This is a genomic window from Rhodococcus koreensis (assembly GCF_900105905.1).
In the GTDB taxonomy this organism is placed as follows: Bacteria; Actinomycetota; Actinomycetes; order Mycobacteriales; family Mycobacteriaceae; genus Rhodococcus_F; species Rhodococcus_F koreensis.
This window is the reverse complement of record NZ_FNSV01000005.1, coordinates 3248430-3268324: the sequence shown is the minus strand read 5'-3', so window position 1 is coordinate 3268324 and position 19895 is coordinate 3248430. Positions and strand designations below refer to the sequence as shown.

General features: G+C 69.0%; 19 protein-coding genes. 9 read left to right on the top strand and 10 right to left on the bottom strand.

What is annotated here, in order from left to right; genetic code table 11:
* Window positions 1-157: 157 nt before the first annotated feature.
* Complete coding sequence (locus tag BLV94_RS19385) at window positions 158-1213, bottom strand: adenylate/guanylate cyclase domain-containing protein (protein ID WP_072944883.1); 1056 nt, start codon at window positions 1211-1213, stop codon at window positions 158-160.
* 164 nt (window positions 1214-1377) lie between these two features.
* On the opposite strand from BLV94_RS19385, the gene BLV94_RS19380 reads away from it, so the two are divergent.
* Together BLV94_RS19380 and BLV94_RS19375 are read left to right on the top strand one after the other, a co-directional pair.
* Window positions 1378-2094 carry a DUF6319 family protein gene (locus BLV94_RS19380; RefSeq protein ID WP_072944661.1) on the top strand — a complete coding sequence of 239 codons (717 nt, stop codon included), beginning with the start codon at window positions 1378-1380 and terminating at the stop codon, window positions 2092-2094.
* Between the two features lie 121 nt (window positions 2095-2215).
* Window positions 2216-2869: a S1 family peptidase gene (locus BLV94_RS19375; protein WP_072944659.1), complete on the top strand. Its 654-nt coding sequence runs from the start codon at window positions 2216-2218 to the stop codon at window positions 2867-2869.
* Window positions 2870-2935: 66 nt separating this feature from the next.
* Here BLV94_RS19375 and ilvD read toward each other — a convergent pair whose 3' ends face one another.
* A complete protein-coding gene (gene ilvD / locus BLV94_RS19370) occupies window positions 2936-4630 on the bottom strand; it encodes a dihydroxy-acid dehydratase (RefSeq protein WP_072944657.1) in 1695 nt (564 codons plus the stop codon).
* 37 nt (window positions 4631-4667) lie between these two features.
* Window positions 4668-5234: a TIGR03086 family metal-binding protein gene (locus BLV94_RS19365; RefSeq protein WP_072944655.1), complete on the bottom strand. Its 567-nt coding sequence runs from the start codon at window positions 5232-5234 to the stop codon at window positions 4668-4670.
* A gap of 83 nt (window positions 5235-5317) precedes the next feature.
* Here BLV94_RS19365 and BLV94_RS19360 point away from each other — a divergent pair, with 83 nt between their 5' ends.
* The 4 genes from BLV94_RS19360 to BLV94_RS19345 all read left to right on the top strand — a co-directional run bounded on the left by BLV94_RS19360 (window position 5318) and on the right by BLV94_RS19345 (window position 10213).
* Window positions 5318-6316: an aldo/keto reductase gene (locus tag BLV94_RS19360; RefSeq protein WP_072944653.1), complete on the top strand. Its 999-nt coding sequence runs from the start codon at window positions 5318-5320 to the stop codon at window positions 6314-6316.
* Between the two features lie 45 nt (window positions 6317-6361).
* Entirely contained in the window at window positions 6362-7639 is a 1278-nt protein-coding gene (locus BLV94_RS19355) for an MFS transporter (protein ID WP_072944652.1), read from the top strand.
* Window positions 7640-7721: 82 nt separating this feature from the next.
* On the top strand, window positions 7722-9302 hold the full coding sequence (locus BLV94_RS19350; protein ID WP_072944881.1) for an FAD-binding oxidoreductase: 1581 nt from the start codon (window positions 7722-7724) through the stop codon (window positions 9300-9302).
* Window positions 9299-10213 (top strand): diacylglycerol kinase, encoded by a 915-nt coding sequence (locus BLV94_RS19345; protein ID WP_072944650.1) that lies wholly within the window; start codon window positions 9299-9301, stop codon window positions 10211-10213. The genes BLV94_RS19350 and BLV94_RS19345 overlap by 4 nt, the downstream gene beginning before the upstream one ends.
* A gap of 4 nt (window positions 10214-10217) precedes the next feature.
* On the opposite strand, the gene BLV94_RS19340 is transcribed toward BLV94_RS19345, so the two are convergent.
* Both BLV94_RS19340 and BLV94_RS19335 read right to left on the bottom strand, forming a co-directional pair.
* The gene (locus tag BLV94_RS19340) at window positions 10218-10601 is read right to left on the bottom strand and encodes an RNA-binding S4 domain-containing protein (RefSeq protein ID WP_072944648.1); all 384 of its coding nucleotides are present in this window, start codon (window positions 10599-10601) and stop codon (window positions 10218-10220) included.
* A 35-nt stretch (window positions 10602-10636) separates the two neighbouring features.
* On the bottom strand, window positions 10637-12127 hold the full coding sequence (locus BLV94_RS19335; protein ID WP_072944646.1) for an MFS transporter: 1491 nt from the start codon (window positions 12125-12127) through the stop codon (window positions 10637-10639).
* Between the two features lie 115 nt (window positions 12128-12242).
* Here BLV94_RS19335 and BLV94_RS19330 point away from each other — a divergent pair, with 115 nt between their 5' ends.
* Together BLV94_RS19330 and BLV94_RS19325 are read left to right on the top strand one after the other, a co-directional pair.
* Window positions 12243-12698: a GNAT family N-acetyltransferase gene (locus BLV94_RS19330; RefSeq protein ID WP_072944644.1), complete on the top strand. Its 456-nt coding sequence runs from the start codon at window positions 12243-12245 to the stop codon at window positions 12696-12698.
* Between the two features lie 53 nt (window positions 12699-12751).
* Window positions 12752-13171 carry a hypothetical protein gene (locus tag BLV94_RS19325; protein WP_072944643.1) on the top strand — a complete coding sequence of 140 codons (420 nt, stop codon included), beginning with the start codon at window positions 12752-12754 and terminating at the stop codon, window positions 13169-13171.
* A gap of 12 nt (window positions 13172-13183) precedes the next feature.
* Here the strand turns inward: BLV94_RS19325 and BLV94_RS19320 are convergent, their stop codons facing one another.
* Together BLV94_RS19320 and BLV94_RS19315 are read right to left on the bottom strand one after the other, a co-directional pair.
* Entirely contained in the window at window positions 13184-14629 is a 1446-nt protein-coding gene (locus BLV94_RS19320) for an MFS transporter (protein ID WP_072944641.1), read from the bottom strand.
* Window positions 14630-14715: 86 nt separating this feature from the next.
* Complete coding sequence (locus tag BLV94_RS19315) at window positions 14716-15960, bottom strand: hypothetical protein (RefSeq protein WP_072944639.1); 1245 nt, start codon at window positions 15958-15960, stop codon at window positions 14716-14718.
* A gap of 90 nt (window positions 15961-16050) precedes the next feature.
* Here BLV94_RS19315 and ubiG point away from each other — a divergent pair, with 90 nt between their 5' ends.
* Entirely contained in the window at window positions 16051-16890 is an 840-nt protein-coding gene (gene ubiG, locus BLV94_RS19310) for a bifunctional 2-polyprenyl-6-hydroxyphenol methylase/3-demethylubiquinol 3-O-methyltransferase UbiG (RefSeq protein WP_072944637.1), read from the top strand.
* Here ubiG and BLV94_RS19305 read toward each other — a convergent pair.
* From BLV94_RS19305 to BLV94_RS19295, 3 genes are all read right to left on the bottom strand, one after another.
* The gene (locus BLV94_RS19305) at window positions 16881-17729 is read right to left on the bottom strand and encodes a 3-hydroxybutyryl-CoA dehydrogenase (protein ID WP_072944635.1); all 849 of its coding nucleotides are present in this window, start codon (window positions 17727-17729) and stop codon (window positions 16881-16883) included. The two genes, ubiG and BLV94_RS19305, sit on opposite strands and share 10 nt — an antisense overlap.
* A gap of 76 nt (window positions 17730-17805) precedes the next feature.
* A complete protein-coding gene (locus BLV94_RS19300) occupies window positions 17806-18966 on the bottom strand; it encodes an acyl-CoA dehydrogenase (RefSeq protein ID WP_072944633.1) in 1161 nt (386 codons plus the stop codon).
* Between the two features lie 174 nt (window positions 18967-19140).
* Window positions 19141-19839 carry a TetR family transcriptional regulator gene (locus BLV94_RS19295; protein WP_072944631.1) on the bottom strand — a complete coding sequence of 233 codons (699 nt, stop codon included), beginning with the start codon at window positions 19837-19839 and terminating at the stop codon, window positions 19141-19143.
* Window positions 19840-19895: the final 56 nt, after the last annotated feature.

The window sequence follows — 19895 nt, the reverse complement described above, 5'->3', positions numbered from 1 at the left end:
ACCCGACGCCGCGCCTGTCTGATGAATGGTGTGGGAAGGTTTTTCGATGATCACTGATGCACTCAACTGGCTCCTCGGTGCGTGGGGCGGCGTCGCCGCCGGCAGCAGCGGATACTCCATCCCGCCCGGAACTCTTCCCTTCGGAAGCTGACGCTCGTCAGGCGTCCCGGTTCCGGCGCAGCACGAACTGCTCGAGCCTGCGTATCCCTCGAACGCGTCGTGGGCGTAGCTGTTTGAGGTAGTAACCGGGAGCGCCGTCGAGTTCGTGGGCGAGTTCCTCGTCGATCAGCACCGTGCCGGGACGCGCCGAACCGGTGAGTCGCGCCGCGGTGTTGACGACGGAACCGTAGAGGTCGCCGAACCGGACGAGAACCGGACCCATCGCCAGACCGACCCGCAGTTCGGGGTCCGTCTCGTCCGGCAGGACCCGCTCCTGGAGTTGCAGGGCGATTTCCGCCGCATCGGCCGGCGATTCGACGGCGAACATCACCTCGTCGCCGACCGTTTTCACCACCCACCCCTGATGCCCGCCGATCACCGTCGTCGAGGCCGACTCGAAGCGTTCCAGCAGGTCCGCGAGATCCCGGGCACCGAGCTGACGCGTCAGGGACGTATATCCGACGATGTCCGCGAATCCGACCACCAGGGTCCGGCTCGCGACCTCCTCACCGGGATTGCCCACGTTGCGGCCCGTGGTCGAGGCGACGTGCCTGCGCCACACGTACGCCTGCAGCGACTCGACCGCCGGAAGGATCTCGGCGGTGAGTCCCCGCACCTGCTCCCGGATCGCCTGCTCGTCGCTGCCCGCCGAGCCCGCGAGCTGATCGACGATGTGCGTGCTGATCAGCGACACCTGCCATTCGGCGAGCCGCGACAACGACTGGCCCAGAGCGCGGGCCGCCGCCACTTCGCGTTCCGGTGAGATGATCCCCCGGTCGACGAGTGACGCGATGGTCCTCAGCGCGGCGGCGTCCCCCTCGGTGAACATGACGCTGTCCGGGTCGATGTCGACCGCGAACCCCATCGACACCCACAGGCGGTCCGCTCGCTCGACCGATACGCCCGCGATATCGGCGATCTCGGCCCGCGTGTACCGGCGGGGCCCACCCAGCAGCGACTCCTCGAGATCGGCCTGGACGTCGCGGAGCAGGGTCGGTGAGATCTCCGTCGGCGCTGCCGTCTCGTCGCCGTTTTCCGGTGCTTCCGAGGTCACGTCGTTCCTCTCGATATCTTCGATGCGCACGCGCTGTCGCTCGTGCGACCATCGCCCTCAATCTGCCACTGTGCGAGCCCGTCCGATGCGGAACCGTCGGTGGTGTGTGCAAGAGTTGCGGTGCTCACGAGCGTAACCAGGAGACAGACCAGAAAGGACAGCGCATGCCGCCCCGTAGACGTTCCGGCGCCGCCGCACCGGATCACCTGACCGCGGAGAATCTCGAGACCCTCGCTGCCGCGATCGCGGAAGGCAAGCGGGCCACCGTGTATCTGCGCGACGCGATGCCCAGCCTCGGGCTCGAGGCCGGAGCCTCGGCCAAAGTCATCTCCGTGCAAGGCAATACGGTCTTGATCCGCCCCAAGGGTGTCGACGACGAGCTCCCCTTCGAAGCCGAGGAGCTTCTGATGAGACGAATTCCGGCGCCCAAGCCGGCGCCCGCCGCCAAGTCCGCCCCCGCAGCGCCGGTCGTGCACCAGGAGATCGAACCGGGTCCGCCGCCCGCCCCCAAGACGCCCGCGGCGAAGACCGTCGCGGTGCCGCAACCGGCCGCCGCCGCGGTCCCGAAACCCGCCGCGGCACCGGCCAAACGCACCGCCAAGAGGGTGCCGACCGGAGTCAGCGTCACCATCCATGCCGGCGCCGACAACGACTGGAGCGTCACCGTCGCGCACGGAGCCAAGCGTCCCGGTAAGGCCGTCCCCGTGTCACCGGACGCCGTCGAGCGTGCCGTCCGGGAACTCGGCGAGGAGACGGCGATCGAGGCCGTCGAGTCGATCATCGTGGCGGCCCGCAACCTCGCCGCCGCCCGGGTCGACGAGCTGAGCCGGCAACTCGAGGACGCCCGGAAAGCGCTGGAGGCACTCGGCGCCGGCGAGTAGTACCGGAGCGGGCAACGGCCGCGGTCTCTACATCGGCATTCCCCCACGCAGGTCTTGTGCGGGGTGGGATTCTTATGGAGAGACACGCGGCCGTCGGGGCTCATCCGGGAAGGTTCGAAAAATGTTGAAACGATTCGCGGCGGTTGTTGCGGCGACAGCGGGAATTCTGGGATTCGTTGCGGCAGGGACCGCGACAGCAGCTCCGGCCGCCGTCATGGGGGGCGGTTCGGGGATCGTGGTGAACGACGAACTGGTCTGTTCACTCACCACCATCGGGCACGACAATGCGGGCAGGCTCGTCGGCCTGACGGCGGGCCACTGCGGTGAGGTCGGCTCGTACGTGGTGCCCGAGGCCAGTCAGGACAGCGGCATCATCGGGACGTTCGTCATCTCCAACCCCGCGCTCGACTACGCGGTGATCCAGTTCGATCCGGCGAAGGTCGTCCCGGTCAACCGGGTCGGCGGCGTCACCATCACCCGGATCGGCGCCCCGGCAGCCTTCCCACAGGTGGCGTGCAAGGAAGGTCGAACCACGGGCAACACGTGCGGCATCGTCTACGGCGACCTCATGCAGACGGGGGAGACGTGGACCCAGGCCTGCGTGATCGAAGGTGACTCGGGCGCACCGATGGTCGTCGGCACCACCCTCGTCGCCATGGTCAACGCCTACCTCGCCGCCCCGTGCATCGGCCCGGAGATCGGCACCAACCTCAACTCGATCGTCGCCGACATGAACGCGAACGCCGGTCCCGGCGCCGGGTTCCGGCCCATCTAGGCCCTTCGGGCCCGTGCGCCTTTTTGGTAGCCAGGACAACCAGAAAGGCGCACGGGCGCGAAGCGCCTATCCGCAGACGGCGCCGCCCGAGGCGGAACCGACGAGCTTCGTGTACTTGGCCAGGACCCCGCGGGTATAGCGCGGGGGCAGGGGTTCCCACTCGCTCTTGCGGCCGGCGAGTTCCTTCTCGTCGACGAGCAATTCCAGCGTGCCCTTTCCGACGTCCAGGCGGATCTGGTCGCCGTCGCGGACGAACGCGATCGGACCGCCGTCGACGGCCTCCGGTGCCACGTGCCCGACGCACAGGCCGGTGGTGCCGCCGGAGAATCGGCCGTCGGTGAGCAGCAGGACGTCCTTGCCCAGGCCTGCGCCCTTGATGGCGCCGGTGATCGCGAGCATCTCGCGCATGCCGGGACCGCCCTTGGGTCCCTCGTAGCGGATGACCACGACGTCGCCGTTCGTGATCGTGCCGTCCTCCAGAGCATCCATCGCGGCCCGCTCCCGTTCGAAGACTCGGGCGGTGCCGGTGAAGACGTCGGAGTCGAACCCGGCCGACTTCACCACCGCGCCGCCCGGGGCGAGGGAACCCTTGAGGATCGTGATCCCGCCGGTCGGGTGGATGGGCGAGCTCATCGCCCGCAGCACCTTGCCGTCCGGGTCGGGCGGCGCGATGTCGGTCAGGTTCTCGGCCATCGTCCGGCCAGTGACGGTCAGGCAGTCGCCGTGCAGCATCCCGGCGTCGAGCAGGGCCTTCATGATGACGGGGACACCGCCGATGTGGTCGACGTCCTTCATCACGTGCTTGCCGAACGGTTTGACGTCCGCGAGGTGCGGGACGCGCGCGCCGACGCGGGAGAAGTCGTCGAGGGTCAGTTCGACATCCGCTTCGCTCGCGATCGCCAGCAGGTGCAGGACGGCGTTCGTGGAACCGCCGAACGCCATGACCACGGCGATGGCGTTCTCGAACGCCTCCTTGGTGAGGATGTCCCTGGCGGTGATGCCGCGGCGGAGCAGTTCGACGACGGCCTCACCGCTGCGCCTCGCGAACCCGTCGCGACGACGGTCGGTGGCGGGCGGGGAGGCGCTGCCGGGCAGCGACATGCCGAGTGCCTCGGCGGCACTGGCCATCGTGTTCGCGGTGTACATTCCGCCGCACGCGCCCTCGCCGGGGCAGATGGCGCGCTCGATGGCGTCGACGTCCTCACGGCTCATCAGTCCGCGCGAACAGGCGCCGACCGCCTCGAACGCGTCGATGATGGTGACGTCGAGTTCGGTGCCGTCGGACAGCTTGGCGACCCCCGGCAGGATCGAACCCGCGTAGAGGAACACGCTCGACAGGTCGAGGCGGGCCGCGGCCATCAGCATGCCGGGCAGCGACTTGTCGCAACCGGCGAGCAGCACCGATCCGTCGAGGCGTTCGGCCTGCATCACCGTTTCCACGCTGTCGGCGATCACCTCACGGGACACGAGGGAGAAGTGCATGCCCTCGTGTCCCATCGAGATGCCGTCGGAGACGGAGATGGTGCCGAACTCGAGGGGATACCCGCCCGCGGCGTGGACGCCGTCCTTGACGGCCTTCGCGAGCCGGTCGAGCGACAGGTTGCAGGGGGTGATCTCGTTCCACGACGACGCCACACCGATCTGGGATTTTCCCCAGTCGTCGTCGCCCATGCCCACCGCACGGAGCATGCCGCGTGCTGCGGTCTTCTCCAGTCCGTCGGTGACGTCGCGGCTGCGGGGTTTCGGATCCGGAGTACTCATGCATCCCAGCGTAGGCGGGACCCTCGGGCGCGGTTGGTTAAATGCGTTGCCGGGGATCGCGACCGGTCAGGGCGATCAGGCGATCCTGCAGCGGCGCGTCGCCGGGTACGTCGACGGGGTCGGCGAACAGTCCGCTCTCGGAGAGCATCTCGCGCTGGCCGTCGAGGTCCGACCAGACCCCGGCGACGAGTTGCGGGTCGAGTGTGTCGTCGGATCCGGTGGCTTTGGCGAGGTCCCAGGCGTGGATGGTGACGTCGGCGGTCTGCTGCCTCAGGTACGGCTCGAGCGGCACCGTGCCGTAGGACAGATGCACGTGCGTCTGCGGGTCGGTCGACGACCACGCGCGGATGGCCGCGTCCGAATACCGCTGCCATTCCGCCCGCATGTCGCCGTGGAGGGGTTCGATGTCCGGGGTCGCCTCGCCGACCGTCTTCCCGGCGAGCAACGGGGGAACCCACTGCTGTTCCTCGATGACGTGCCGCACCAGGTGGGTGACGTCCCATTCGCCGTCCGGTGTCGGCGCCGACCAGTCGGTGATCGCGGCGACCCGCGCACCGAACTCGCGGTGGGCGATGCGGGCGAGTTCGAACCAGTCGAATGCCATGCCTTCAGGGTAGAGGCAGCCGGGTCACGATCAGCGCGATTCCAAACGATGCACCTGGCGGGGTGCTCGGGAAGGATGGGCGCATGACCAACATCCCCACCGTGCAGTTGTCCGAAGGCCTCACCGTCAGCGCGCAGGGCTACGGCGCCATGTCCGTCGCTCCCGTGTACGGCCCCGTCGATCCCGCGGAGGCGCTCGCGACCCTCCACCACGCCATCGACATCGGAGTGACGTTCATCGACACGGCCAACGTGTACGGCGACGGCGCGAGCGAGACCGCGGTGGGCACGGTGCTGAAGGAACGCCGCGACGAGGTGCAGCTGGCCACCAAGTTCGGTCTCGTCGGCAACATCGCGAACGGCAGGCGCAGCATCAACGGCAAGCCCGAGTACGTGGGGCAGGCCCTCGACGAATCGCTGACCCGGCTCGGTGTCGACACCGTCGACCTGTACTACCTGCACCGCGTCGACCCCGAGGTGCCCATCGAGGACACCGTCGGCGCGATCGCGGAACAGGTGAAAGCGGGGAAGGTCCGCCACATCGGACTGTCGGAGGCGACCGGCGACGAACTCCGTCGCGCGTCGCGGGTGCATCCCATCGCCGCGATCCAGAGCGAGTGGAGCATCTGGAGTCGCGACGTCGAGAAGCACGTGGTGCCAGCGGCGGCGGAACTGGGCATCGGCTTCGTGCCGTACTCCCCGGTGGGCCGGGGCTTCCTCACCGGAACGTACGACCCGGCCGCGCTGGGCGACAAGGATCTGCGTCGCCGGTTCCCGCGTTTCGGGGACGACGCGCTGCCGTCGAACCTGAAGGTGCTCGACGTCGTCCGCGAGGTGGCCGCCGAACTCGACGCGACGCCCGCCCAGGTGTCGCTGGCGTGGCTGGACGCGAAGGGCCGCGAGTTCGGGTTGCCGTCCGTGTCGATTCCCGGCACCCGGTTCGCGGCCCGTGTGACGGAGAACGCAGGCGCGGTCGCGCTCACCCTGACCGAGGGGCAGATCGCCCGTCTGGACCTGCTCGCGGACCTCACCGTCGGCGAGCGCACGGCCGATCCGACCTGGGTGTCGCTGGGCCGCGAGTGACTTCACCCAGCGGGTAATACCTGCTGGCGGGTAGTTTGATCTGCGATGAGCAGAGTGTGGTTGGTGTGGGGCGTCGGGGTTGTCGCATATATCGTCGCCGTCCTGCATCGAACCTCGTTCGGTGTGTCGGGGCTCGCGGCGTCGGAACGATTTTCGATCAGTCCGAGTGTGCTGTCGAGTTTCGTCGTACTCCAGATCGTGGTGTACGCGGGGATGCAGATCCCGGCCGGTGTGCTCCTCGATCGGTACGGGTCGCGGGTCATGATCGCCGCCGGCGCGCTCATCATGGCGTCGGCGCAGATGTTGCTCGCGCTCACCGAATCGCTGCCGCTGGCCGTCGCCGCGCGCGTGTTCGTCGGCGTCGGCGATGCGATGACGTTCATCTCCGTGCTGCGCCTGGTGCCGCAATGGTTCGCGCCGCGGCGGGTCCCGCTCGTGTCCCAGCTGACGGGCATCTTCGGTCAGATCGGTCAGATCCTGTCGGCGCTGCCGTTGATGCTGCTGCTGAACGGGCCGGGCTGGAGTTTCGCGTACGGCACGGCGGCGTCGCTCGGGTTGCTGTCCTTCGTGCTGGCAGTGTCCGTCATCCGCAACGCCCCGCCCGGTCTCGAGGTGGTGGCCGCACCCGCCGGACTGCGGGAGGTGGGAACGCAGATCCGCGCGGTGTGGCGGCGGCACGGCACCCGGCTGGGCTTCTTCACCCACATGGGCACGCAGTTCTCGATGACGACGTTCGCCCTGCTGTGGGGTGTGCCGTACCTGAGGTCGGCGCAGGGGTTGTCGGCGGCCGAGGCCGGTTCGCTGCTCACGCTGTCGGTGATCTCGGCGATCGTGGCCGGGCCGATCATCGGCATCCTCAGCGGCCGGTTCCCGATGCGCCGCTCGTATCTGGTGCTGGCGATCATGATCAGCAACGCGGCGATGTGGACCGTCGTGCTGGCACTGCCGGGCCCGGCGCCGATCTGGTTGCTGGCACTTCTGGTGATGGTGATCTCGGTGGGCGGCCCCGGTTCGATGATCGGCTTCGACTACGCCCGCATGTTCAACCCCAGTACCAGCATGGGAACCGCGCAGGGAATGGTCAACATCGGCGGCTTCCTGGCCTCGTTGCTGGTCATCCAGGCGATGGGGCTCATCCTCGACGCGATGGGCGGGTACTCGTTCGACAGTTTCCGGGTGGCCTGGCTCGTGCAGTATCCCGTCTGGATCGTGGCGATCACCGGGGTTCTGGTGACGCGGGGGAAGACGCGGAAGCAGATGGGACTGGTGCTGCGGCCGATCCGGCAGGTGTGGCGGGAGCGGGGCGATCGCCCGAAGGACTAGTTACACTCTTACATGATGTGTAACACTATAACGCATGAGCAATGAGCGTTCGGAAGATCACGCCGTCCTGACGGCACCCCCGATGCAGTGGGACGCCTGGGGCGCGCCCGAGAAGCACAAGGTCCTCTCGGACGGCATCAAGGGACTGCTGCAGCAGGCCCTCGGCGTCACCATCAGGGAACCCTCCGGCCGGGCGGCCGACGACGCCGTCCTCGCTCCGAGCGCACTCTCCGACCAGCACGTCACCGCGCTCGCGGGCATCGTCGGAGAGCAGTTCGCCAGTACCGCACACACCGACCGGTTGCTGCGTTCCGGCGGCAAGAGCACGCTCGACCTGCTGCGCCGCCGCAGCACCGAACCCCAGAACGCGCCCGACGCCGTCGTCACCCCCGGCACCGACGCCGAGGTCGCCGACGTGCTCCGGTACTGCGCCGCCAACGGCATCGCCGTGGTCCCGTTCGGCGGCGGAACCAGCGTCGTCGGCGGACTCGACCCGGTGCGCGACCGATTCGACGCCGTCGTCTCGCTGGACCTGCGCCGGTTCGACTCGCTGATCGACCTCGACACCGACTCCGGCATCGCGACGCTCGGAGCGGGTGTGACCGGTCCGCTCGCCGAGGAACTGCTCGGCGCGCACGACTTCTCGCTCGGGCACTTCCCGCAGAGTTTCATGTTCGCGACCATCGGCGGTTTCGCGGCCACCCGGTCGTCGGGGCAGGCGTCCGCGGGGTACGGCCGGTTCGAGGACATGGTGCAGGGACTGCGGGTGGTGACCCCCGCCGGAACCCTCGACACGGGGCGTGCCCCGGCGTCCGCGGCAGGCCCGGACCTCGGCGAACTGTTCGTCGGGTCGGAGGGCACGCTCGGCGTCATCACCCGGGTGCGGGTCCGCGTGCACGCGGTCCCGGCCACCACCGTGCGGGAGGGCTGGCGTTTCCCCGACTTCGCGACCGGCGCGGCCGCGCTGCGCGCGCTGCGGCAGGAGGGTGCGGTCCCGACCGTGCTGCGACTGTCCGACGAGGCCGAGACGGCGGTGAACCTGGCGACCACCGACAAGATCGGCGAGGAGACCGTCACCGGCGGCTGCCTGGCGATCACCACGTTCGAGGGCACCGCGGAGCACACCGCGGAACGGACGGCGGAGGCCCGCGCGGTGCTGCAGGCGCGCGGCGGCACGTCCCTGGGCGAGGAACCCGGAAATGGCTGGGAGCACGGCCGTTTCGACGCACCGTACCTGCGCGACTCGCTGCTCGACGCGGGAGCGCTGTGCGAGACGCTGGAAACCGCGACCACGTGGGGCAACCTCGCCGCCCTCCGCGCGGCCGTCACCACCGCGCTGACGGAATCGCTGTCGGCGCAGGGCACCCCGCCGCTCGTCCTCTGCCACATCTCGCACACGTACCCGACGGGCGCCTCGCTGTATTTCACCGTCGTGTCGGCGCAGGCGGACGACCCGATCGAGCAGTGGCGGCGGGCCAAGACCGCCGCCGGGGACGCGATCGTCGCCGCCGGCGGAACCATCACGCACCACCACGCGGTCGGCGTCGACCACCGCCCGTGGATGCGGGACGAGATCGGCGATCTGGGCGTCACGATTCTGCGGGCCGTCAAGGACGCCGTCGATCCCGCGGGAATCCTCAACCCCGGCAAGCTGATTCCGTGAGCACGCAGCAGGTGATCGAGAAGGTCACCGTCCTCGTCAACCCGCTCGCCGGGCACGGCCACGCGCCGGTCGCCGGGCGCAAGGGGGTCGCGCGCCTGCGGGAACGCGGCGTCGCCGTCACCGAAATCATCGGTACGGACGCCGATCACGCGCGCACGCTGGCCCGCCGGGCCATCGACGACGGCACCGACGCGCTCGTCGTCGTCGGGGGAGACGGCGCCATCAGCATCGGGTTGCAGGCGGCGGCGCAGTCCGGGACACTGGTCGGCCTGATCCCGGCAGGCACCGGCAACGACCATGCGCGCGAATTCGGCATCCCCGTCGGCGACCCCGTCGCGGCCGCCGACGTCATCGCCGACGGCGAGGTGCAGGAATCCGACCTCGCCAGGATCACCCTCGACAGCGGTGCGGTCGTGTGGGCGGGCACGATCGTCGCGAGCGGTTTCGACTCACTCGTCACCGACCGCGCCAACCGGATGTCCTGGCCGAAGGGCCCGATGCGGTACAACCTGGCGATGCTCGCCGAGCTGACGCAACTCCGCCCGCTGCACTACCGCATCGCACTCGACGACCAGACCTTCGAGGTCGACGCGACACTGGTCGCCGTCGGCAACGGCCGCTCCTACGGCGGCGGGATGCAGATCTGCCCGAACGCGGACAAGACCGACGGACTGCTCGACGTCACCGTCGTCGACTACGGCCGCCGGTCGAGGCTGGTCCGGCTGTTCCCCCGCGTGTACAAGGGCACCCACGTGGAACTCCCCGACGTGCAGACCTACCGCTCGCGGACGGTGCGACTGCAGTGCGACGGCATCACGGCCTACGCGGACGGCGACCGCGTCGGCCCGCTGCCGGTCACCATCGAGGCGGTGCCTGCCGCGCTGCGGATCCTCAGCCACACCCCGGCCTGAGCGGTCACAGCCCGCGCAACCGGTCCATCTCGCGGCGTTCGCGTTTGGTCGGCCTGCCCGCGCCGCGGTCGCGCTGCGGGATGGACGCGAGGACCTCGCGCGGTGGGGGTGGTGGTGTGTTGTCGGTGTAGCACTCGACGGCCACCACCGCGCCCACCCGTTTGGTGATCGGCCGGATCACCTCGACGATCCGTTCGACACCGGCCGCGCGAATGCGGACCTCGTCGCCGGCCTTGACCGGCTGCGCCGGTTTCGCGGTGCTGCCGTTGACCCGCACGTGCCCCGACCTGCACGCGGCCGCCGCCGCGGAACGCGTCTTGAACAGCCGGACCGCCCACGTCCAGCTGTCGACCCGGACGCTCGACGGGTCGGTACCGGAAATCGCCACCCGACCAGGATACGAAAAGCATGCCCGCAGTCGCGTCACCCCTCCGGCGGGGTGGGGCCGGGCCGCGCGAGGGCCGGTTGCACCGCCGGACCGGTGATGTCGCAATGCGGTTTGCACGCGATCGACTCCGGAACGGGACCGAGCGGGGCGGGAGCGGGCGCGGCGGGCGCCCGGATCAGGGCCGCGGCGATGGCCGCCCCGACGAGCAGCAGTGCGATGCAGACGAACATCGCGATGCGGAAGCCGTCCGAGAAGCTGGTGGGGTCGAGCATGCTCTCGGCGTCGATCCCGGCGATCCCGGGGAGCGCGGCCACCGCCAGCAGCTGGCTGGTGCGTGCGACCGCGTTGTTCACCCCGGACGCGATGCCCGACTGTTCCACCGGGACCGATCCGAGCACGGCCGCGGTCAGCGGCGCGACCATGGCGGACAATCCGAGACCGAACACGACGACGCCGGGGAGCACCACCGTCCAATAGCTCGCGTCCGGCCCGATCCGCGTCATCAACAGCAGCCCGACCGCTGCGAGGGCGGGCCCGACGGTCATCGGCAGTCGCGGGCCGTGGGTCTGGGCGTAGCTGCCGGCGCGGGAGGAGAACGCCAGCATCGCCAGTGTGATCGGGATGGTGGCCAGCCCGGCCTCGAGCGGCGAGTACCCGGCCACCAACTGCAGCTGCAACACCAGCAGGAAGAAGACGCCGCCGAGCGCGGCGTACACGGCGAGCGTCACCAGGTTCGCCGCCACGAACATCCGCGACGCGAACAGGCTCGGCGGCACCAGCGCGTTCGGTGAACGCACCTCCACGACGACGAACGCGATCAGCACGACGGCGCCCACCACCCCGGCGATCAGGTTCATCTCGATCAGACCGTAGGTGAGGGCGCCCAGGCCGATCACCGCGCACGCCGAACCGAGTACGTCGAGGTGATCGGGCGGGTGCGGGTCCCGGCTCTCCGGGACGTGCCGCATCGACGCCCACACGACGAGCGCGGCGAGCGGAAGATTGAGCAGGAACACCGACCGCCAGCCGGCCACCTCCACCAACCAGCCGCCCAGCAGAGGTCCGATGGCCCCCGCCACCCCGCCGAGCCCCGACCACAGTCCGATCGCGGCGCCGCGGTCGTCCTCGTGAATCGACGCCGAGATCAGTGCGAGGCTGCCGGGGGTCAGCATTGCAGCCCCGACACCCTGCAGAATTCGGGCGATCACGAGCATCGTGATGTCGGGTGCGATGCCGCACAGGAGCGACGCCACCGCGAACCAGACCGTCCCCCAGACGAAGACGCGTCGCCGGCCCCAGCGATCCCCGAGCGCCCCGCCCAGCAGGATCAGCGACGCCAGGGCGAGGGTGTAGCCGCTCAGTACCCACTGCATTCCCGCGACATCCGACCCGAGGTCCTCGCCGATGTGGGGCAGGGCGATGTTCACCACCGTGCCGTCCAGTAGCGCGAGGCTCGAGCCGAGAACGGTGGCGGTGACCACCCACCGCCCCTGGCGGGTGCTCAGGCGCAGAACTGTCTCGGTCATCTCCCCATGGTGCGCTGCGGTCCAGGCAGTGCGGTACTCGTTGCGATTTCTCGCGCCGGCTTCGGCATACTCGACAGCGTTGCCCGGTCGGAAACCGAAAGTCGAGAGCCTGCACGTGTATATCGAAGTCGACGACCTGTCCCGCGAGGACGTGCACGGACTGCTGGCCGAGCACCTGGCGGACATGCGTGCCACGTCGCCGCCCGAGAGCGTTCACGCCCTCGATCTGTCCGGTTTGCGGGACCCCTCGGTCACCGTGTGGACGTTGTGGGACGAGGAGGCCGTGCTGGGAACCGTGGCTCTGCGTGAGCTCTCGGCGGCCGAAGGTGAGATCAAGTCGATGCGGACGGCCACGGAGGCGCGCGGGCGGGGTGTGGCCACCCGGCTCCTCACGCACCTGGTCGACGAGGCGCGGGCACGCGGGTACGTCCGGCTCAGCCTCGAGACCGGCACCGAGGACTTCTTCGCCCCGGCCAGGCGGCTGTACACCGAGCACGGCTTCACCGAATGTCCCCCGTTCGGGGACTACGACAACGATCCGAACAGCATCTTCTTCACACTCGCCCTGTGACGGCTGTGTACGTGCGACACTTTCCGCCACGCACCTCGATATACGGAGAACTCATGGACATCATGCGCAAGGTCGCGGTCGGGGCCGTCGCGGTGGCCGGCCTGTCTTTCTTCGCTGCGGGGACGGCCGCTGCAGACCCGGTACCGGCGCCCATGCCGCCGCCGCTCCCCGCGCCCATGCCGGTCCCGTTGCCTGCCGGCACGTACCTCGGCACCACCAACGTTCTCGGTGGCGACCTGATCTGGAAGGGCAAGACGTTCGGACCCGGATGGGTCATGGACAACTTCGGGGTGTTCTTCCCCTACATCTTCGGCATGACCACCCCGGAACCGGGCGGCTCCCTCGTCACCGACTACAGCCCGTCCGGCCTGAATTTCCTCACCGACCGGATCACCCCGAGGCCGGACGGGACCTACGAGGGCACCGTTTACATCAACGGCAACCCCGTGGCCGGATACGCCCTGCACAAGTAGGGCGGTCGACGGCTATGCCTTCGACGACGCGAGCGGTTCGGTGGGAGCCGTGTTCGGCGGTGTGGGTGCACGTCGGGTGGGAATTGCCACGGTGATGGCCGCGGCGACGAGCGCGACACCGCAACCGATCAGCAGACCGGTCCGGAATCCGCCCTCGGTGGGCAGGGTGTGGCCCGCGACCTGCACGCTCATCTGCGCCAGGACCACGCCGACGACGGCCGCGGACACCGACGTGCCCACCGAACGCATCAGGGAGTTCACGCTGTTCGCGGACGCCGTCGCGGACTGCGGCACGGCGCTCATCACGAGGGCGGGCATCGCGCCGTAGGCGAGACCGACGCCCGCGCCGCAGATGCAGGTCACCACGACCAGACCCCACGTCGACCCCATCAGGAACATCGACGACCCGTAGCCGAGGGCGATGACGAGGCTGCCGACGAGCAGCGTGACCTTCGGTCCGCGGGTCGACGACAGCTTGGCGCCGAACGGGGACACCGCCATCATCATCAGGCCCGACGGGGCCATCCACAGACCCATCGCCAGCATCGACTGTCCCAGGCCGTATCCCGTCGACGCGGGCAACTGCAGGAGTTGCGGAACGATCAGCGACTGGGCGTACATCGCGAAGCCGACGACGACGGACGCGGCGTTGGTCAGCAGCACCTGACGTCCGGCGATGACCCGCAGGTCGACGAGGGGCTGCGGAGTGCGGAGTTCCCACCGGCCCCACGCCGTCAACACGATGATCGTGGCCGCGAACAGGCCGAGGGTGGTGCCGCTCGTCCAGCTCCAGTCGGCGCCCTTGGACACGGCCAGCAGCAGGCACACCAGTCCGACGCCGAGCCCGACCGCCCCGACGGGATCGAAGCGGCCCCGGGTGCCGTGCACCGGGGTGGCGGGCACGAAGTACCAGAGCAGTACGGCGATCACCGCGCTGAGCCCGGCGGCGCCCCAGAACAGCACCCGCCATGAGGCGTTCTCGGCGACCGTCGCGGCGAGCGGCAGGCCGAGGGCACCGCCGATGCCCATCGACGAGCTCATCAGGGCGATGGAGGAGTGCAGGCGCTCGGGCGGCAGCAGGTCCCGCAAGGCGCTGATTCCCAGCGGGATCAGGCCCACCCCGACGCCCTGCAGTCCCCGGCCGATCACCATCGGGGCCAGGGTCGTCGCGAGTGCGCAGACCACCGAGCCCAGGACGAGCGGCACCGTGCAGATCAGCATCATTCGACGCTTGCCGTAGAGGTCGCCGAGACGTCCCGTGACCGGGGTAGCCACCGCGCCGGCGAGCAGCGTCGCGGTGATCACCCAGGATGCGTTGGAGGCGGTCGTGCCGAGGAGTCGGGGCAGGTCACCGATCAGCGGCACCACGAGGGTCTGCATGAGTGCGGCGACGATGCCGGTGAATGCCAGCACGGCGACGAGGCCGCCCGGGCGGACGACGGGCGTCGGACTGTCCACACGAATCTCCTTGACGTTGCGAAACACAATTTGTGCACCCTACACAGTCTATGCATGGTGCACAACATATGTATCCTGCATATTGGTCAGGAGGGGCGTTTTCCGAGGTAGGCCGCGGTGAGGCCGTACGCGACCACGGCGGCCACCGACACTCCCGTGGACGTCCACCCCCACGAGTCCGGCCACGGCGTGGTCCCCGATGTGGTGAGCGGCGTGTACGCCGTCCACCCGTAGTCGACGACCAGGGGGACGGTGAGCGCGGCGGGGATCGCCAGCGCCGCCGCGGTGACCGGTCCGCTCGACGGCACGCTCGACGCGAACGTGTACGTGGCCGCGAGCGGAAGGAGCAGCCACATCGCGCCGAGTTGCAGGTTGTCCCACGGCGGGTGCTCGAACACTGCCGACGCGGCGACCACCGCCAGCGCCGCGATGCCGAGAACCGGCTGGGGGAAACGCCGTCCGAGCACGGCACCCGCGAGTGACAGTGCCGCGGGCAACAGCAGCCACGGCCACGAATCCGGGAACGCGGACCTGCCGATGCCGCCCGTGGCGACGAGCGCCATCGCGGCGAGCAACACGATCCCGGTGCGGCCCTCCAGCCACAGCGCGGCGGCGATCACCACCGCGACGAGGACGATCCCGAACACCCACCGGCCCTGCATCCCGCCGTCGGAGTCCACGTCCCACGCCTGGTGAACGAACCACCAGCACAGCACCAGCCCGACCAGCGGCACCACGATCCCCGCGACGACGGCGCGCCTGCTCACCGCGAGGTCCGCCCGCTCGCCGAAGTCGCCGGACCACAACGCCACAGCCAGAACCACGGCCGTGAGCGCGAGGACGGCCAGCGCGGCCGCATCGACGGTGTGTCCGGGAAGGTAGTCCGCGTAGCGCCGGGGGAGGGATATCCGGAGATGCTCGATCGGTCCGTCGAGGAGGACCCCGGTGAGGACACCCGCCGCGAGTGCGGTCTGCAACCACTCGAGGTCGGCGGTGGCGCACAGTCCGACGAGACCGCCGAGGAGAAGTCCCGCAGCGACGCCGCCGAGGAACATCTCGAAGTCCCACGGCCCGATCGAACGGGCGACGCCCAGCAGTGCGAGGCCGGCGAACGACAGCGCCGACAGGCCCCGGCGGGCCCGAACCAGCACCGTCACCAGGACTGCGACGACCGCGGCGAGGGTGGCACCGGCGGCGGGATCGAGATACGACGCGTCCAGGACCTCACGGCCCACGACGAACACGAACCCACCGGACCCGGTGGACGTCAACGCAATTCCCGCGACGAACCCGCCCAGCAGCAGGCACACGTGCGAGATCCGGAAAGTCATCCTCCGAGCATCGCGTACGGGTGTCGGCCTTGAAGTGACCGACGCGCAGGGGAAGGCTGGAGTCGTCGAAGTGCGCTCGGCAGAGAAGGGGTGGTCCGTGTGGTCATCGACAACGACGTCTACAACCGGGTGGGGGAGTCGTGGTGGGAGGAGGACAACCCGCTCAACCTGCTGCACGGAAGCCTGACGCCGGGACGATTCGCCTACTTCCGCAAGGTGCTCGGCCAGACGATCGGTCCTGACTATCGCGGTCTGCGTGCCCTCGACGTCGGGTCGGGTGGAGGGTTCCTCGCGGAGGAGTTCACCCGGATCGGATTCCGCGTGACGGGAATCGATCCGTCCCCGGTGTCGATCGACACCGCCCGCCGTCACGCCGACCGCGCGGAACTCGACATCGAGTACCGCATCGGGTCGGGCGAGCGACTCCCCGTGCCGGACTCCACGTTCGACGTCGTCTACTGCTGCGACGTCCTCGAGCACGTGTCGGATCTGGGCGAAGTGATCGCCGAGACGTCCCGCGTGCTGAAACCCGGCGGCCTGTACCTGTTCGACACCATCAACCGCACATTCGTCAGCAAGCTCGTCGCCATCAAGATCATGCAGGAGTGGCGGATGACGCGGATGTTCGACACCCCCATCCACGACTGGTCGATGTGCATCCGTCCCGCGGAGCTGACGGCGATCCTGGAGCGCCGCGATCTGCGGCTCGGCGAGATCGTCGGGCTCGGGCCGCGGTCGAAGAATCCTCTCCGGCTCCTCGACCTCGCCCGGGCGGGCGGAACCCGGCTCAGCTACGGGGAGTTGAGCCGCCGCCTCGACTTCGGGCAGATCCGGAGCACGGCCATCTCGTACATGGGATACGCCGTCGCGAACGGCGAAAGCCCGCCGCGACAACGCGACGGGCTCCCGGACGGGCGCGATCAGCTGTAGTCGTAGAAGCCCTTGCCGCTCTTCTTGCCGAGGTGCCCGGCATCCACCTTGCGCTTGAGCAGCGTCGGGGGAGCGTAGTGCGGCTCGGCGAACTCCGCGTACAGCGACTCCGCGGCGGCGAGCGTGATGTCGAGACCGACGGTGTCGATCAGCGTCAGCGGGCCCATCGGGTACCCGCAGCCGCCCTTCATGGCCTCGTCGATGTCCTCGGCGGTGGCGTAACCCGACTCGAGCATCCGGACCGCCGACGTGAGGTACGGGATGAGCAGCGCGTTCACGATGAATCCCGCGCGGTCACCGGCTCGCACCGTCTTCTTGCGCAGCGTGTTCTTCGCGTAGTCGGTGACCGCGGTGACGGTCTCCTCCGACGTGACGAGGCTGACCACGATCTCCACCAGCGGCATCACCGGCACCGGGTTGAAGAAATGGACACCCACGACCTGCCCGGGACGCTGCGTGGCGTTGGCCATCTTGATCAGCGGAATGGACGACGTGTTGGACGCGAGGATGCCGGACGGCTTCACGACCTTGTCGAGCTTCTGGAAGATGTCGACCTTGAGGGATTCGATCTCCGGCGCCGCCTCGATGACGAGGTCGCGGTCGGCGAAGTCGTCGATGTCGAGGGTGACCCGCACCCGGGCGAGCGCGGCGTCCGCGGCCTCCTGGTCGAGCTTGCCCGCCTTGACCCCGCGGGCGAGGGACTTCTCGATCCGGGCCTGCGCGGCCTCGGCGAACTCCGGCTTCGTCTCGAGGATGAGAACCGAGCTGCCGGCCTTGATACATACCTCGGCGATGCCGGCACCCATGGTGCCGCCGCCGATCACGCCTACTAGTTCCACAAATTCTCCTTAGATATGCCCGTGCGTGGTTAGCGAGTCCAGAGACTCGTTAACCACGCACGGGCGGCGTAGCCGCCTACTTCAACAGTGCACGCGACATCACGACGCGCTGGATCTGGTTGGTGCCTTCGTAGATCTGGGTGATCTTCGCATCACGCATCATCCGCTCGACGGGGAAGTCGGTGGTGTAGCCGGCGCCACCGAACAGCTGGACGGCGTCCGTGGTGACCTCCATCGCGACGTCGGAGGCGAAGCATTTGGCGGCCGCGGAGATGAAACCGAGGTTCTTCTCGCCGCGCTCGGCGCGGGCCGCGGAGGTGTAGACCATGAGGCGCGCGGCCTCGACCTTCATCGCCATGTCGGCGAGCATGAACTGCACGGCCTGGAAGTCGCTGATCGACTTGCCGAACTGCTTGCGGTCCTTGGTGTAGGCGAGGGCGGCGTCGAGGGCGCCCTGTGCGAGGCCGACTGCCTGCGCGCCGATGGTGGGACGGGTGTGGTCGAGGGTCTGCAGCGCCGTCTTGAAACCGGTGCCGGGCTCGCCGATGATGCGGTCGCCGGGAATCTTGCAGTTCTCGAAATAGAGCTCGGTGGTGGGCGAACCCTTGATGCCGAGCTTCTTCTCCTTCGGTCCGACGACGAATCCTTCGTCGTCCTTGTGGACCATGAACGCGGAGATGCCGTTGGCTCCCTTGTCGGCGTCGGTGACGGCCATGACGGTGTACCAGCTGGACTTGCCACCGTTCGTGATCCAGCACTTGGACCCGTTGAGGATCCAGTCGTCGCCGTCGGCCTTGGCGCGGGTGCGCATGCTCGCGGCGTCCGAACCGGCCTCGCGCTCGGACAGCGCGTACGACGCCATCGCCTCGCCGGACGCGAGCTGCGGCAGGACCTGCTGCTTGAGTTCCTCGGAGCCGTTGAGGATCAGGCCCATGGTGCCGAGCTTGTTGACGGCGGGGATCAGGGAGGAGGAGCCGCAGACGCGGGCGACCTCTTCGATGACGATGCAGGTGGCGACGGAGTCGGCGCCCTGCCCGTCGTACTGCTCGGGGACGTGGATGGCGTTGAAGCCGGAGTTCACGAGGGCCTGCAGCGCCTCTTCGGGGAAGCGCGAATCCTCGTCGACTTCCTTCGCGTGGGGTGCGATCTCCTTCTCGGAGAGCGCGCGGATCGCGGACCGCAGTTCGTCGTGCTCTTCACCGAGCTTGAACAGATCGAAGTCCGGATTTCCGGCCATGGGGGCGCTCCTTGCTGAGTCTCGACGGCACCGAGTCTGAGCGGCACTCCGTGCCAGGTCTATTTCCGTTCAGGTGGGCCGCAACGTTCGTGGTCGGCAAACTACTGCCACTGGAGTGCAGTCAACCACGGCACTGAGTGCCAGTCAAGGGTGGGTGTCGTCACCTTCGGCCGCTCAGCCCCGGCGCCGGGACAACTGCGTCCGGATGCGCCCGGTGATCTCCTCCACGGGAGTCCCCGGCGGGTACGAGACCACCATTACGGCGTCCTCTTCCTGCGTGGATGCCCCCGGAGCGACGCCGAACGTCCGGCGCACGTCGAGCAGGGCTCGCTCGAGTTCCTCCGCGGTGGCGTCCTGGTCGCCCTTGATCATGTTCCGAAGCAGAAAGTTGTGGCACGCGGTGACAGCGGCCGCGAATCCGATGACCTTCAGGACCGGTTGGGTGGGCACGACGCCGCGCAGGTAGTCGACGAACAACCGCTCGTAGCGGACGCCGGTGACGATCTCCCGGTCGCGGAGCGCGGGAACCCTCTGGACCACCTGGTACCGGCGCACCGCCAGTTCCCGGTTCTCCCGGAACCTGTCGAAGACCAGGCCCGCCGTTCTGCAGACCGCCGCCCACGGGTCGTCGGTTTCCGTGGACAGATGGTCCTCTGCCTGCTGCAACAGTGATTCGTGATCGGCGAAGATCACGTCCTCCTTGGAGCGGAACTGTCGGAAGAACGTCCGCCGGGACACCCCGGCGGCCGACGCGATCTGCTCGACGGTCGTCGCCTCGTACCCGTTCTCGGAGAACAGCCGGATGGCCTGCGCCACCACGTGGACGCGGAAGTCCGCGGGATCGATGCCGGGTGTGTCGACGCGCTCGGTCATGAGGCCCAGTATCCATCGGCGGCATTGGACCCGCAGTGCCCTGGACCCGGAACGCC

What these genes read in the sequence shown, in the direction of transcription:
- BLV94_RS19300 (WP_072944633.1), bottom strand. Translation starts at nt 18,966, where the DNA reads ATGGCCGGAAATCCGGACTTCGATCTGTTCAAGCTCGGTGAAGAGCAC.
- BLV94_RS19325 (WP_072944643.1), top strand. Translation starts at nt 12,752, where the DNA reads ATGGACATCATGCGCAAGGTCGCGGTCGGGGCCGTCGCGGTGGCCGGC.
- BLV94_RS19355 (WP_072944652.1), top strand. Translation starts at nt 6,362, where the DNA reads ATGAGCAGAGTGTGGTTGGTGTGGGGCGTCGGGGTTGTCGCATATATC.
- BLV94_RS19365 (WP_072944655.1), bottom strand. Translation starts at nt 5,234, where the DNA reads ATGGCATTCGACTGGTTCGAACTCGCCCGCATCGCCCACCGCGAGTTC.
- BLV94_RS19375 (WP_072944659.1), top strand. Translation starts at nt 2,216, where the DNA reads ATGTTGAAACGATTCGCGGCGGTTGTTGCGGCGACAGCGGGAATTCTG.
- BLV94_RS19315 (WP_072944639.1), bottom strand. Translation starts at nt 15,960, where the DNA reads ATGACTTTCCGGATCTCGCACGTGTGCCTGCTGCTGGGCGGGTTCGTC.
- BLV94_RS19335 (WP_072944646.1), bottom strand. Translation starts at nt 12,127, where the DNA reads ATGACCGAGACAGTTCTGCGCCTGAGCACCCGCCAGGGGCGGTGGGTG.
- ilvD (WP_072944657.1), bottom strand. Translation starts at nt 4,630, where the DNA reads ATGAGTACTCCGGATCCGAAACCCCGCAGCCGCGACGTCACCGACGGA.
- BLV94_RS19360 (WP_072944653.1), top strand. Translation starts at nt 5,318, where the DNA reads ATGACCAACATCCCCACCGTGCAGTTGTCCGAAGGCCTCACCGTCAGC.
- BLV94_RS19295 (WP_072944631.1), bottom strand. Translation starts at nt 19,839, where the DNA reads ATGACCGAGCGCGTCGACACACCCGGCATCGATCCCGCGGACTTCCGC.
- BLV94_RS19380 (WP_072944661.1), top strand. Translation starts at nt 1,378, where the DNA reads ATGCCGCCCCGTAGACGTTCCGGCGCCGCCGCACCGGATCACCTGACC.
- BLV94_RS19350 (WP_072944881.1), top strand. Translation starts at nt 7,722, where the DNA reads ATGCAGTGGGACGCCTGGGGCGCGCCCGAGAAGCACAAGGTCCTCTCG.